Raw genomic sequence first — 14453 nt, 5'->3', positions numbered from 1 at the left:
GAAGGACAGCCGTCTTGTCTCCCGCAAGCTGACCGAAAGCGCCATGATCGTCTGTGCGGCTCCCGGCTACTGGGAACAGCACGGACGTCCCCGGCTCTGGTCCGATTTGCGAAATCACAATTGCCTGAGCGTCTGTTTTTCCAACATCTCACGACCCGAGGAATGGCGGTTCGGCAAGGAAGGCGACAAGCGCGTTGCCGTAAAGGGAACCATGCTGGCCAATAACGGCGACGCTCTCGTCGCAGTTGCCGTCGCCGGTCTCGGGGTCCTCTACGAACCCGAGTTCATCGTTGCCGACGCAATCCGGCGAGGCGAACTGGAGAGGGTCGCACTCGACGCCAGCACTGCGGATCTGGGCGGCATACACCTGGTTCGCTCGCCGGATCGCGCCCCCCCGGCGAAGGTCCGGGTCATGATCGACTTCCTTGTCGCCGCGTTCAATCCGCGGCCGCCATGGGCACTTTAATGAGGTATCGGCGATCATGGCTGCTCCGATGTCGCCGATGAGCACGAAGCATGTCTCGACCCAGAGGGTCGCAACGGCTGTGTTCTTCACCCTGCGGCATGTCCAGGCATTCGACCCCCGCTCCTCTTTGCCGGTGCTATTCGACGTGAGGAGGTGTTTCAAACGAATGAAAGGGCACGGGACTAGGCAACGTCCACTCCAAACCCTCGGCACCGTCCCACGGTTTCGCCTCGGCCTGCACTTGCCCCGTCCCGCGGTAGGTCGGCAACGCTACCCAAAACAGAAAGTAGACCTGCAAGAGACCGAAGCCGAATGCTCCAATCGTCGCGATCTGGTTAAAGTCTGTGAACTGCGCGGGGTAGTCTGCATAGCGCCGGGGCATGCCGGCGAGTCCCAGGAAATGCATGGGGAAAAACGTGATGTTGAAGAAGATCATCGATCCCCAGAAATGAATCTTCCCGCGCAGTTCGTGATACATGTAGCCAGTCCATTTCGGCACCCAGTAGTACCAGCCGGCAAAAATACTAAAGAGCGACCCCGCCACCATCACATAGTGAAAGTGCGCAACGATATAGTAGGTGCCATGCAATGCAACGTTCAACGGCGCCATGGCGAGCGTCACGCCGGTCAGTCCCCCTACGACAAACACAAAGATGAATCCCATTGCAAAGAGCATGGGCGTTTCAAAGGTGAGCGAACCCCGCCACATCGTTGCGATCCAGTTGAACACCTTCACGCCGGTCGGCACGGCGATCGTCATCGTTGCGTACATGAAAAACAGTTGGCCGGTCACAGGCATGCCTGTAACGAACATGTGATGCGCCCAGACCATGAACGAGAGGATGCCAATGGATGATGTGGCATACACCATGGAGGCATAACCGAACAACGGCTTGCGGGAAAACGCTGGAATCACTTGAGATACCATCCCGAAGCCCGGCAGGATCATGACGTAGACCTCGGGGTGCCCGAAGAACCAGAAAATGTGCTGGTACAAGACCGGATCACCGCCCCCCGCCGCGTTGAAAAACGACGTGCCGAAGTGCCGGTCAAACAGCAGCATCGTCACCGCGCCGGCCAGCACGGGCATGATGGCGATCAGCAAAAATGCGGTAACGAGCCATGTCCACGCGAACATCGGCATTTTCATCAGCGTCATGCCGGGCGCACGCATGTTGAGGATCGTTACGATGATATTGATCGCTCCCATGATCGAGGACGCGCCGGCCAGATGAATCGCGAAGATCGACAGGTCCATCCCGGGTCCCATCTGCGTGGAAAGTGGCGCATACATCGTCCACCCTGCAGCCGGCGCGCCGCCGGGTACCCAGAACGAGCCGATCAATAGCACGCTGGACACAGGCAGGAGCCAGAAGCTCAAATTGTTCATCCGGGCAAACGCCATGTCGGATGCCCCGATCTGCAGCGGAATCATCCAGTTGGCGAGACCGACGAAAGCGGGCATGACCGCCCCGAAGATCATGATGAGCCCATGCTCGGTCGACAACTGGTTGAAGAATTCCGGCCTCATGATCTGAAGTCCGGGCTCGAACAATTCCGCCCGAATCATCAGCGCCATCACGCCGCCGATCATCAGGTTAATGATCGAGAACAGGAGATATAGCGTGCCAATGTCCTTGTGATTCGTCGCCAATAACCATCGACGCCAGCCGACGGGAATATCGTGCGCATCGTGGTGTTCGACAGCAGGGTCGGAGGTGACATCACTCATTTTTATTCCTGAGCCAAGGTAAGCAATTCAATCGTTCGTGCCCCGCAACCAGACGCGGGACTCGGATATCCGTCGCCGTTAATGCCGACGCTAATGGCCAAGTAACGTCTCGCAGGCATTGAGCGCAACGCTTTCTGAGAGACAGCGAGACAGTTCTGGTCGGATAACGAGCGGCAAGCGCAGCGTCGCATTCATCCATCCGATTCGATGAGCGAGCCACTTTGCTGGAACTGGATTGGTGTCAGCCGAGAGGAGGTCATAGAGCGGCCTGAGCGTCTCGTCGATCCGTGCTGCGTCTCTCATATCGGCTCGCCGGATTGCATCGCACATGGCACGAACCGCGGAGGGCGCGACGTTCGCCGCCACGGAAATCACGCCGGCACCACCGGCAGCCATCAAGGCGAAGGCCGTCGAATCATCGCCGCTGAGAATCTGGAACTCGGCGCCGACAGCACGCAGCAGCCGCTCTGCCCGATGCAGATCCCCCGTAGCGTCCTTCAGGCCGATGATATTCGGATGAGCGCTCAGCTCCACGATCAGATCCTCCGGAAGCGCCACACCCGTGCGGTGCGGTACGTCATAGAGGATGACCGGGGTATCGGTCGCTTCAGCCACTGCCATGAAATGACGCCGCAAACCCAAAGAATTTGGCCGGTTGTAGTACGGCGTCACGCAGAGGATGGCGTCGACCCGCTCGTTCGCGGCCGCTCTCGCCAGCTCACAGCCGACATGCGTGGACGGCGACCCCACGCCGCCGATCACCGGAATCCGGCCCTCGGCACACAGGACAGCGGCGCGATACAGAAGCACATGTTCTTTGAGCGAGAGCGTTGGGCCCTCCCCCGTTGTCGACGCAACCACGATCGCGCTCGTTCCAGCGTCCACATGGAGGTCGACGAGCCGTTCGAGTGCAGGGAAATCGATCTTCTCATCGTGGGTCATTGGCGTGAGCAACGCCACCATTGATCCCTGCAACAATGACGAATTTGTCATGGCAATTGCTCCGCACGCGTAATCTGATTCGATGCCTCAACGCGCTCCCACCGGATACAACGTGCGAGACGCCGGATGCCCTCCCCAATCTGCTCGACCGATGCACTCGCGAACGACAACCGTAGACGCGTGCGCTCCGGTTGCCCGACGTAAAACGCCGCTCCGGGGACGTAAGCCACGCCGTGCTCCTCTATCGCGTTGCGCAGCATCGCCGTCGTGTCCACAAATGGAAGATCCGCCCAATAGAACATTCCGCCCTCGGCGGGCCTGGCGTTGAAGGGTGTACCGCTCAGTTCGGTCTTGATCGCGCGCTGCATTGCACGCGCCTGGTTTTGGTAGAAGCGGCGCAAGCGGCTGAGCGCAGGTTCGAGCGAACCCGCATTCAGGTAGTGAAAGGCAGCGAGCTGCGACAGTGTCGGGGCATGCGTGTCGCCCAACTGTTTGGCCACGACCACGTGGCGCAAGAGTTCCGCTGGCGCCGAGAGCCATGCGAGCCGAAGCCCGGGCGCGAGTATTTTCGAAAAGCTCGCCAGATGGACCACCCACTGACGCTCTTCCTCGTTCGCCAACGCAAATAGCGACGGCGGGGGCGGCTCTTCAAAATAGAGCTCGCCATACGCGTCGTCTTCGACAATGAAGAAACGGTGGGTTTTCGCAAGCGACAGCACCTGTTTACGTCGCCGTAAAGACATGACATATCCGGTCGGATTGGCGAAGTTCGGAATCAGATACAACAACTTCGGTCGATGCCGCACCACCAGCGCTTCGAGTTCCTCCACCCTCACCCCTTCGTGATCCGTCGGCACGGGCAGCACGTCAGCACCTTGAAACTGAAAGGTCTGCAGAGCACCCAGATAGGTCGGTGCTTCAACGGCGACGCGATCACCCGGATTGACCAGCACGCGCGTGATCAAATCGATCGCCTGCTGGGATCCCGTTGTGATGAGAAGATCCGACGCGTCGAGCTTGATGCCCTTCGCCTTCGCCCGCTGGGCAATCAGATCCCTGAGCGGCCCATAGCCTTCACTGTTGCAGTATTGAAACGCCGTTGAAAGCGACGAGATGAGCGCACGCTCCGTCGCCCCGCGCAACCCGTTCAGATCGAGTGCGGCCGCGCTGGGAAAGCCGCCGGCCAGTGAAATGACATCGGGTCTGGACAACAGCGAGAACAGCTCGCGAATAGCCGACGGTTGAACGCGACGGGTCGCACTCGCGTACTGTGAGGTTTCGATAGTCAATTCGAGCTAGCTTCCAATAACCGCATACAAATGATTGGGAGGGCGGACAATCAGCCACAGTGGAGTCGCGCAACGACGCTTTCCTTCTGATACGAAGCATAAGAAAATGGCAGCCGTTGCCATAGCAGCAGATGACGATTTTTTAACGAAGCAGTTGGGTAGTGCAGGAACAAGCGCAGGGACATTGAGAGCCGATGAACAGATACGAAATACTGGCCAATGCAATGGCGGCTGAAATTCGCTCGGGCAGCATCGCGGTCGGCTCGCGCATGCCCTCGCTGCGCCAGATCATCGCGCAACACGGCGTGAGTCAATCCACGGTGTTTCGTGCGTACTACCTGCTTGAGGAATGGGGCCTGGTTCGCGCGCAGGAACGCTCCGGTTATTACGTGGCACCCGGCGCGAGTGTCACCGCCGCACGAACGCCTCGTACCGCGTCCCTCGCCGAATCAAGCAAAGTCGACATCAGTGACCTGGTGTTTTCCGTGCTGGACGCGGCAAAAACGCCGGGCATCGTGCCGCTGGGCTCGGCCTTTCCCTCCCCTCTTCTTTTTCCGCTACCCCGTCTTGCGAAGTCGCTCGCACAGGCCTCGCGGCTGCTCAGCCCGTGGAGCACCGTGGTCGATCTGCCACCGGGCAATGAACACCTGCGCCGCCAGATCGCCATGCGTTACATGGGCATGGGTATATCGCAGCCCATCGAGGAGATAGTCATTACCAACGGCGCGCTGGAGGCATTGAACCTGTGCCTGATGGCGGTCACCCGGCCTGGCGACGTGGTCGCCGTCGAATCCCCTGGTTTCTACGCCGCGCTTCAGGCCATCGAACGACTGGACTTGCGGGCCGTCGAAATCCCGGTCGATCCGGTGACCGGCCTCGATCTCGACGCCCTCGCCGACGCCTTGAAGAAGCATCCAATCCGCGCCTGCTGGTTCATGACGAACTTTCAAAACCCGACCGGCGTGACACTCTCGCTTGAGAAGAAGAAGACCCTCGTCGAATTGCTCGCGGAGCATGAGGTACCGTTGATCGAAGACGACGTCTACGGCGAGTTGCACTTTCAGCCCGAGTATCCGTTGCCAGCATTGGCGTTCGACAAACAGGGACTCGTCATGCACTGCAGTTCGTTTTCGAAGACGCTCGCGCCGGGCTACAGAATCGGGTGGACGTCGGCAGGACGGTTCACGGACAAAGTTCAGCGGCTGAAATTGATGACGACCCTATCGGCCAGCATTCCGGTACAGGCTGGTATGGCTGATTATCTTCAGCATGGGGGCTACGATAAGCACCTTCGAAAATTGCGCGGAGCACTGAACCAGCAACTCGGAGAAATGGATAGCGCTATCCGGCGCTGGCTACCCCAGGGCGCTCGACGCACGCATCCGACCGGCGGGTATTTTCTGTGGCTCGAATTTCCCGAAGCGATTGACGCGATGGAATTGCATCGTCTTGCAATCGAGCAAGGCGTCAGCCTCGCTCCGGGCCCGATCTTTTCTGCCACACACGCCTTCGAGCACTACGTGCGGCTCAACTTCGGTCATCCGTGGAGTCCGAAGATCGACGACGCGATTCGGGTACTGGGGGAGTTACTCACCCGCCCGTCAGTGCGTGCCAAATAGCGACGCGTTGCACGCTCGCGCATCTGGGCACTGACTGGCGAAAATATCGCCCCGACGGCACCCCCGTTGTGTTGCGGCTGGTGAGAGCAGAAGTCTTTGTTCGCGGCCGGAAAGCTCAGTGCGCCACTGTTGTTGCAAACCGCGCGAGGCAGAACAGTACTGCACCGAAACCCGCAGCCAGTCCGATTGCAACCAACGGTAGCAATGGCAGCTTTATCGCCGCCATGTCAGCCTGATGCGACGCGCTCTTGCGGACGCCAAAAAAGCTCCACAGCACGATTCTCAGCATTCTCAGAAAAGTCACGACTCACCTCTCGCGGTTGACCAACGGTAAAGCTTTTTCATTGACTTCATGATAGGAGGATCAAGGCGCGCGAAACAGCAGCAGTTAGGCAAAGTTTTGCAGCAGCAGAGAGAGGGTGGGCTTCTCTCTGCCGTCACCGCGGGTCAGCCCGAAGCGGTATTGATCGTCCTTATATGACCCGTCGCGATAAGCTAATCTCCAAAATTCATTCCTGACTCGATCTGCTACCCGGTATCCGGTGCCATCTGCTTCTTGTCCCGGACGCACGACTGCCTTACCTTGGGGCACTGCCCTACGTCAGGGCGATAAAACAAAATGAGGCCCCCACCGACAGGGCCGCAGGACAGTCTCGACAATGTACCAATACACCGAATTTGATAGAGCCTTCGTGCGCAGTCGAGCTGCGCAATTCCGCGACCAGATCGAGCGGTGGCAGACCGGTAAGCTGAGCGAAGACGACTTTCGTCCGCTTCGCCTGCAGAACGGCTGGTATGTTCAGCGCCATGCGCCGATGCTGCGCGTGGCTGTGCCATACGGCGAGTTATCAAGCTCGCAGCTTCGCGTGCTGGCTCGTGTGGCACGTGAGTACGACGAACCCGAGGCGCAGGTGTACCGGCTTGCGTCGGATGCGCAACGAAAGCTCGGCACCGTTCGTCTGCCTACCCACTACGCGCACTTCACCACGCGCACGAATGTTCAGTTTAACTGGATTCCGCTGTCAAAGGCGGCCGACGTGATGGACCTCCTGGCAAGCGTCGACATGCACGGCATCCAGACGAGCGGCAATTGCATCCGCAACATCTCCTGCGATGAACGTGCCGGCGTTGCACCCGACGAACTCGCCGATCCTCGGCCCTTCGCGGAAATCATGCGCCAATGGACGACGCTGCACCCTGAATTTGCGTTCCTGCCCCGCAAGTTCAAGATTGCCATTACTGGCGCAACCGAAGACCGTGCCGCCACGGACTGGCATGACGTGGGCCTCCACCTACAGCGCAACGATGCGGGCGAACTGGGCTTTCGCGTGTCTGTCGGAGGAGGCATGGGCCGCACGCCCGTCATTGGAACCGTACTGCGTGAGTTCTTGCCGTGGAACCACATCATGAATTACATCGAGGCGGTCGTGCGCGTCTACAACCGGTACGGCCGCCGCGATAACAAGTACAAGGCACGCATCAAGATTCTGGTTAAAGCCGAGGGCCAGCGTTACGTCGATGAGGTGGAGGAGGAATTCCGCCAGATCGTCGAACATGACGGCGGGCCGCATACCATCCCCCAAGCCGAACTGGACCGCGTGAGCGCATCCTTCCTCCCGCCAAAACTGCCTGCGCGGCTCACGCATGCCAGCCGCGACGCTCCTGATACGCTAAAGGAGCAAGCCGCGCAGCACCCGTTGTTCGAACGCTGGCTGCAGCGCAACGTCGCGTTGCATAAGGATCCGTCAATGCGGATCGTGACGCTCTCGTTCAAGCGCCTCCTTCAGGCGCCGGGCGACGCATCAGCCGATCAACTCGAGCTTGTCGCAGAACTCACCGACCGCTTTTCGGCAGGCGAAGCGCGCGTTACACACACTCAGAATCTCGTGCTCCCATGGGTTCATGTCGACGACCTGTGCGCCCTTTGGGAAGCGGCCCGCGATGCAGGGCTTGCCAGTGCAAACGTGCATCTGCTCACCGACATGATCGCGTGTCCGGGGGGCGACTTCTGCGCTTTGGCGAATGCACGCTCAATCCCTGTCGCCGAAGCGATCGCCGAGCGTTACCAGGATCTCGACGAACTCAATGATATCGGCGAAATAGACCTCCATATCAGCGGCTGCATCAACTCGTGTGGTCATCACCATAGCGGCCATATCGGTATTCTCGGCGTCGATAAGGACGGCAAGGAGTGGTATCAGGTCACGCTGGGTGGATCGGACGGCTCGGCCGCGAGCGGCACCGCGCAGCCGGGCAAAGTGATCGGACCATCTTTTTCAGCACCCGAGGTGCCTGGGGTCATCGAGGCGGTCCTTTCGACGTACCTGGCCATCCGGCAAACCGTTGGCGCAAGGCAAGAGCTCTTCATCGAGACGGTAAGGCGTGTTGGACTAGACCCCTTCAAGGTGGCCGCGAACGATGTGCGCGCGAATGGAGAGAGAGCCGCATGACGGATATTGCGCGCATCAGGCTTCTTACAACAGTTGAGCACTCCCTGGACGCGGGCCAGCAGGTTGTGTCGCTCGCCAATGACGAAGATCCGCTGACGCTGAAAGACCGGGTTGGCAGTATCGAGCGCATTGAACTGCACTTCCCTCATTTCACCGACGGCCGCGCTTACAGTCAGGCGTATCTGCTGCGCCGCAGACTCGACTTCAAAGGCGATTTGAGAGCGACTGGTGATGTTCTGATCGACCAGCTCATCCAGATGGAGCGCACCGGGTTCTCCAGCGCCGTATTGAAAGAAGGTGTGGATCCAACTGACGCCGAGCGTCAATTCGAGCGCTTTCCTGCGTTCTACCAAAGTGATGTTGTGAACGAAACGCCGGTGCTTCGACGTAATACGCCGGAAAGCTGAAGTAAGCGAGCCCGCTCAAGGGCCCGATCACGTCGCGCCAGCACGCGTCACTGTTGTGCGGCTAGCCGTTCGTAAAGCTGCTTTTGCGCGCTTGCCGTTCGATCGTTCGTCACAAATCCGCATGCCCGTCCGGGGCATTCGGCGGAAAGACTGTGGGTCGGCGGCGGAACGCGTGGGAGAGCAATCAAAACGGCTGGTCGTTGCCATTGTGTTCGTGGAGCGGATCTGGGCTCTTCTGGGTCGCGCGCAGCACGCCGGTGTCGTCGAAATAGAAGTGGAAGAGCTGATACCACACGTCGTCCTCCAGATAGCGATAAGTCCATACTTCTCGCTTCATCAGTGGGAAGTAAGCCGTCTCCTCCGGTCGGCCGAAGTTGACCAGGACATCATCCTTCGTCCACTTGCCGGGTTCCGCGCGGTAGAACTCGCTCGGCTGCAGCACTTGCCTGACGCTGATCACCTTGCCGGTCGCGTCGATGTCCGCAGCCGTGGTGAATTCGCCCCAAGGCTGCGTCGGCCACATCAGCCGCTTCGAACCATTGGGCAGGTTGTAGACCTCGCGCGGCGGGCCCAGCTTGGCGATCACGGCCGATTCCTGTTCGCCCGCCTGGAAACCCTGCCACGGCTGCGCGCAGGCGCCTAGCGCGAGCACTACCGCGCAGGCCAGCGCGATGCGCGCGCTATAGGCCCGACGCGATGCGGGGCTGTTTATTTTCGATCCACGGGATGCCATGTCAACACTCCTTACGCCAGGCAATCGCCTTTCCCGACCCATTCACGGGTCACTCTGTAGCTACTGCGCTGCCGCCAAGATACGCGGCGCGGACCCGACTGTCCTGCGCCAGATCCCGGGCTGAGCCGGCGAGCACAATGCGCCCGCTTTCCAGCACGTAGGCCCGATGAGCGATGCGCAGCGCCTGACGTGCGTTCTGTTCGACGAGGAGGATCGATGTGCCTTCGTTACAGATGTGGGCGATCATGCCGAAAATCGCGCGGACCAGCTTCGGTGCCAGCCCCATGGACGGTTCGTCCAGCACGATTATGCGTGGCCGCAGCATCAGGGCGCGTGCGATCGCCAGCATCTGCTGTTCGCCGCCGCTGAGCGTCCCCGCCAACTGGCCGCGTCGCTCACCAAGCCGCGGAAAAGTCTGATAGACCCTGTCCATGCGCTGTGCCAGCGTGGCGCCGTCGCGCCGGATCAGATAGCCGCCGAGCCGCAGATTTTCCTCGACCGTCAGCGCGCCGAACATGCGACGGCCTTCCGGCACGTGACCGAGACCCAGCGCCACGATCTGGTGAGCCCGCAGTGCGTTCAGTTGGTGCCCGGCCATCACAATCTCCCCCGCTCGCGGGCGAATCAGGCCGGAAATGGCCCGTAGCGTGGTGGTCTTTCCCGCCCCGTTGCTGCCAAGCAACGCAACGATCTCGCCCTCGGACACGTCCAGCGATATGCCATGCAGAACCTCTACGTTTCCATAACTCACCTGCAGATCGCGGATCTCTAGGAGTCCCACAGCGATTCCTCCCCGGCAGCATCGTCGGCGGCCTCGTCTTTCCCGGCCGTACCGAGATAGGCGTCGACCACACGCTGGTCGGCCTGGATTTCGGAAGGGAGGCCCTCGGCGATGATGACGCCATGGTCCATGACAATAATCCGGTCTGACACGCCCATCACCAGCATCATGTCGTGCTCGATCAGCAGCACCGTCACGCCAAGATCCCGGATACGCCGGATCAATTCCATCAGCGCGTGCTTCTCTGTCGGGTTCATCCCCGCTGCCGGCTCGTCCAGCAGCAGCAGGCGCGGGTTGCTGGCGAGGGCGCGGGCAATCTCCAGCCGGCGTTGATCCCCATAGGGCAGGTCGGCCGCGCGTTCACCCGCCCGGGCGCCAAGGCCGACGAAGCCGAGCCAGCTCAGGCCTTCTGCTGCGTGATCCGCTGCCTCGGCACGCGCGGAGGGCCACGCAACCAGCTCGGCGTAAAGCCACGTCCGGAGCCGATGATCCATGCCGATCAGCACGTTCTCGACGGCCGTCATGTTGGCAAACAGGCGGATGCCCTGGAAGGTGCGCGCGATGCCGCGATGGACGATGCGATGCGGTGCTCCGCCGGCCAGCGAGGCGCCGCGCCAGAGAACCTGACCGCCGGTCGTGCGGGTCACACCGGTAAGACAGTTGAACACTGTTGTCTTGCCGGCGCCGTTCGGGCCGATCAGGCTGACGATCTCGCCACTGCGCACCGTGAAGCTGATACCCCCGACCGCCTGCACACCGCCGAAGCGACGCTGCATGTTGCGCACCTCGAGCAGGATTTCGCCGGTGACAGTCTCCCGGGGCACGGGTGTTGCAGCGTCACCGGCATCCTTGCGCGGCAGCGCCACGCGGCGCAGCGGTGCCGGCCACAGCCCTTGCGGCCGCAGCAGCATCAGGATCACCAGCCCGATCGCGAAAGCGAAGATGCGCCACAGGTTGAGGAAACGCAGCATCTCAGGCAGGCCGGCAACGATGACTGCGCCCAGGATCACGCCAGGAATGCTACCCCGGCCACCGAGCACAACGACGATCAGGATGGTGACGGATTGCAGATAGGTGAAGCCGGTCGGGTCGATGGTCCCAAAGCGCGCGGCGAACAGGCTGCCCCCGAAACCGCCGATCAATGCGCCCATGACATAGGCGAGCAGTTTGACGCGCAGCGTCGGCACGCCTACCGCTTCGGCCGCTGCCTCGTCCTCCCGGATGCTGGTCCAGGCGCGACCGAGCCTCGACTGACCGAGACGGATCGCGAACACGAGTACCAACACGAGGAACGCGATGCCCAGTTCGTAGACCGCACCCGGCGAGCTGATCTCGTAACCGAACAGGCTTGGGCTGGCAATGCCGTAGATGCCGTTCGGGCCGCCCGTGATGTCGAGGTTGGTGGCGACAATGCGCGTGATCTCGCCGAACCCCAGCGTCACAATGGCCAGATAGTCGCTGCGCAGGCGCAGTGTGGGGTATCCGATAACGATACCCGAAGCACCGGCAAACGCCAGGCTGAACGGCAGCGTTTCCCAGAACGAGAAGTGCAGCAGCGTTTCCAGCAGCGCCGTCGTATAGGCACCGATGGCAAAGAAGGCCGCATAGCCCAGATCCAGCAGCCCTGCATAGCCCACCACGATGTTCAGCCCGAGGCCGAGGATCGAATAAGTGGCGATGGTCAGGCCGACATCGATGACATAATTGCTGGCGATAGCCGGCAGCGCCGCGGCGGCGGCAAGAAGAGCGACGCCGGCCGCGCGAGACCAACGTGATGACGCCTGCAGTGCGTTCATGGGCTACATTCTCTCGACAACGCGTTCGCCGAACAACCCGGTCGGTTTGATCACGAGCACGCCGATCAGCACGCCGAACACGAACACATCGGTCCACCGCGAAGAGACATAACCGGCGCCGAAGGCCTCGAGCAGGCCAATCAGGATGCCGCCGGCCATCGCGCCCGGAATATTGCCGATGCCGCCGAGAACCGCGGCGGTAAAGGCGCGCAGGCCAAGCACGAAGCCCATGAAGAAATTGATCTGCGTGTAGTAGAGCCCTTCCATGACCCCTGCCACGGCAGCGAGCGCCGAACCCAGGAAGAAGGTTAGCTGGATCAGCCGCTCGACATCGATGCCCATCAGACGCGCCGCGTCCTGATCGATCGCCAGCGCGCGCATCGCGGTGCCGACGAACGTACGGTGAACGAAGAAATACAACGCGAGCATCAACGCAAAGCTGGCCACGATGATGCCGATCTGTGCGAACGTGATCTGCACGCCGTAGATATCGAGTCCTGCGTGGCTGAGCACGTGGGGATAGGTGTTGAACCCGGCGCCGTAGAGCAGCAGCACACCGTTTTCCAGCGCTAGCGAGACGCCGAGTGCTGTGATCAGAATCGACAGCCTCGGTGCGCGCAACAGTGGCTGGTACGCAACCCGCTCGATCGCGAGGCCAAGTGCCCCTGTGACCGCCATCGAAGCCACAAGGGTAATCAGCAACGCCAAAGCAAGCGGCAGGTGTGCTGCAGCAAGCACCGTCAAACCGGTCCAGCCGATGAACGCACCGACCATGAACAAGTCGCCGTGAGCGAAGTTGATCAGCCGGATAATCCCGTAGACCATCGTGTAGCCGAGGGCGACAAGGGCATAGAACGAGCCGATCGTCAGCCCTTCGACGACGAACTGGAAGAAGGTGCTCATGGCTGGGCCCGGTGGGCGGCAGACCCTATTTCATCGTCATCCAGTGTCCGCTTGCATCTTGCCTCTGATAGGGCGCGAAATTACCGTCGCGAACGATGATGGTGATGTACACCGCCACGCTGCGGTCACCCTTCGGGTTGAAGCCGATCGTCCCGGTCGCGCCGGGGTAGTTCGAGACCTTGTGCAGGGCAGCCGTGATCGCGGCGGGCGTCGCCGATTTTGCGTCCGCGATCGCTTTCGCCGTGACTCCCACGGCATCGTATTCGTAGACTGAATACGGGCCCGGGCCTTGCCCGTAAGCCTTCATATAGTCGTCGACGTAGCCATGGGCGGCGCTCAGGAACTGCGCCAGCGGCGCTGTGGTGATGATCATGTCATTGGCCGCCGGGCCGGCTGTTTTCATCAGCGTGGGGTCGTTGGTGGCGTCGCCGCCCATGAGGGTCATCTTCAGGCCCAGTTGCCGCGCCTCCTTCACCATCAGGCCAGCTTCGGAGAAATAGCCGGTGTAGTAGATCACGTCAGGTTTCAATGCGGCGACATGGGTCAGCGTCGGAGAGTAGTCCATCTGACCTGGCGTGATCGCATCGTTGTAGACGACATCGACGCCGTCCTTTTTCAGGGCTTCCACGGTGTTGTCGGCCAGGCCCTTGGAATAGGTCGTGTTGTCGTTGATCACGGCTGCCCGCTTTGCATGTAGAGAGTTCTTCATGAAACTGGCTGCAAACGGACCCTGCTCGTCGTCACGGCCGATCGTGCGGAACACGTTGTCATAGCCCATTTCGGTCAGCTTGGGATTGGTCGACGCATCCAGCACGTAGGGGATTCCGGCCCGATGAAATGTTGTTAGTTCCGGTAGCGCCGCGCTGGAGCAATAACCGCCGGCCACCGCGACGACCCCCGCATCGACCAGTTTCTGCGCTGCCTGCACTGCTGTCTGCGCGTCGCAAGCGTCGTCCTCCGGCACTATTTCGATCTGTTTGCCGAGAACGCCACCAGCCGCGTTGATCCTGGCGGCGGCGAGCTTGGCACCATTAACGATGTCGGTGCCGGCGTTGGCACTGCTGCCCGACAGCGGCGCAGGCACGCCGATCTTGATCGTGACGTTCTCGCTTTGTACCAAACCGGGGGCCGTGCCGGCGAGCACGGCCAGAGCGGCTAGTGCCGCGATTGTCGTTTTCCGCAAGACGCGACTCGCGCCGGGCGAGCCATTCTTCTGAGCAATCATGTTCGTGACTCCTTATTGTGAAAGGGATCGGACCGATCCGCCACACGGCTGTACCGGTGACATCAGAAACGAATGGAAACCTGCGTCCGCATTCAAGTCGTAACCCGCCA

Annotated in this window: 13 protein-coding genes; 4 read left to right on the top strand and 9 right to left on the bottom strand. The window is 60.8% G+C overall.

Going from position 1 to position 14453, the window contains the following annotated elements:
• Positions 1–466 (top strand): substrate binding domain-containing protein (locus EOS_RS44215; RefSeq protein WP_200908614.1); only part of this gene is annotated, 466 nt, incomplete at its 5' end.
• Between the two features lie 136 nt (positions 467–602).
• Here the strand turns inward: EOS_RS44215 and ctaD are convergent.
• From ctaD to EOS_RS06090, 3 genes are all read right to left on the bottom strand, one after another.
• Positions 603–2198: a cytochrome c oxidase subunit I gene (ctaD, locus tag EOS_RS06100; RefSeq protein WP_047845705.1), complete on the bottom strand. Its 1596-nt coding sequence runs from the start codon at positions 2196–2198 to the stop codon at positions 603–605.
• A 90-nt stretch (positions 2199–2288) separates the two neighbouring features.
• Positions 2289–3191, bottom strand: coding sequence for a 4-hydroxy-tetrahydrodipicolinate synthase (gene dapA / locus EOS_RS06095; protein ID WP_053063778.1), 903 nt, complete (start codon positions 3189–3191; stop codon positions 2289–2291).
• Positions 3188–4429 carry an aminotransferase-like domain-containing protein gene (locus EOS_RS06090; protein WP_235442715.1) on the bottom strand — a complete coding sequence of 414 codons (1242 nt, stop codon included), beginning with the start codon at positions 4427–4429 and terminating at the stop codon, positions 3188–3190. Before EOS_RS06090 ends, dapA begins: the two co-directional genes overlap by 4 nt.
• 194 nt (positions 4430–4623) lie before the next feature.
• Between EOS_RS06090 and EOS_RS06085 the strand changes: the two genes are divergently transcribed.
• The gene (locus EOS_RS06085) at positions 4624–6048 is read left to right on the top strand and encodes an aminotransferase-like domain-containing protein (RefSeq protein ID WP_047845704.1); all 1425 of its coding nucleotides are present in this window, start codon (positions 4624–4626) and stop codon (positions 6046–6048) included.
• Positions 6049–6163: 115 nt separating this feature from the next.
• Here EOS_RS06085 and EOS_RS44210 read toward each other — a convergent pair whose 3' ends face one another.
• Entirely contained in the window at positions 6164–6337 is a 174-nt protein-coding gene (locus EOS_RS44210) for a DUF2970 domain-containing protein (protein WP_047845703.1), read from the bottom strand.
• Between the two features lie 370 nt (positions 6338–6707).
• Between EOS_RS44210 and EOS_RS06075 the strand changes: the two genes are divergently transcribed.
• Complete coding sequence (locus tag EOS_RS06075) at positions 6708–8498, top strand: nitrite/sulfite reductase (protein ID WP_047845702.1); 1791 nt, start codon at positions 6708–6710, stop codon at positions 8496–8498.
• The gene (locus tag EOS_RS06070; RefSeq protein WP_047845701.1) at positions 8495–8905 is read left to right on the top strand and encodes a DUF934 domain-containing protein; all 411 of its coding nucleotides are present in this window, start codon (positions 8495–8497) and stop codon (positions 8903–8905) included. The genes EOS_RS06075 and EOS_RS06070 overlap by 4 nt, the downstream gene beginning before the upstream one ends.
• 184 nt (positions 8906–9089) lie before the next feature.
• Here EOS_RS06070 and EOS_RS06065 read toward each other — a convergent pair whose 3' ends face one another.
• The 5 genes from EOS_RS06065 to EOS_RS06045 are packed head-to-tail and all read right to left on the bottom strand — an operon-like array spanning position 9090 to position 14343.
• Complete coding sequence (locus EOS_RS06065) at positions 9090–9638, bottom strand: hypothetical protein (protein WP_047845700.1); 549 nt, start codon at positions 9636–9638, stop codon at positions 9090–9092.
• 49 nt (positions 9639–9687) lie between these two features.
• Positions 9688–10419 (bottom strand): ABC transporter ATP-binding protein, encoded by a 732-nt coding sequence (locus tag EOS_RS06060; RefSeq protein ID WP_047845699.1) that lies wholly within the window; start codon positions 10417–10419, stop codon positions 9688–9690.
• Entirely contained in the window at positions 10407–12215 is a 1809-nt protein-coding gene (locus tag EOS_RS06055) for a branched-chain amino acid ABC transporter ATP-binding protein/permease (protein WP_047845698.1), read from the bottom strand. Before EOS_RS06055 ends, EOS_RS06060 begins: the two co-directional genes overlap by 13 nt.
• A gap of 3 nt (positions 12216–12218) precedes the next feature.
• Positions 12219–13118: a branched-chain amino acid ABC transporter permease gene (locus tag EOS_RS06050; RefSeq protein ID WP_047845697.1), complete on the bottom strand. Its 900-nt coding sequence runs from the start codon at positions 13116–13118 to the stop codon at positions 12219–12221.
• Positions 13119–13143: 25 nt separating this feature from the next.
• Positions 13144–14343, bottom strand: coding sequence for a branched-chain amino acid ABC transporter substrate-binding protein (locus tag EOS_RS06045; RefSeq protein WP_047845696.1), 1200 nt, complete (start codon positions 14341–14343; stop codon positions 13144–13146).
• Positions 14344–14453: the final 110 nt, after the last annotated feature.

The sequence above is a fragment of the Caballeronia mineralivorans PML1(12) genome, from assembly GCF_001028175.1.
GTDB lineage: Bacteria > Pseudomonadota > Gammaproteobacteria > Burkholderiales > Burkholderiaceae > Caballeronia > Caballeronia mineralivorans.
Note: the sequence above shows the minus strand (reverse complement) of the source record. Positions and strands in the feature narration are given on the sequence as shown.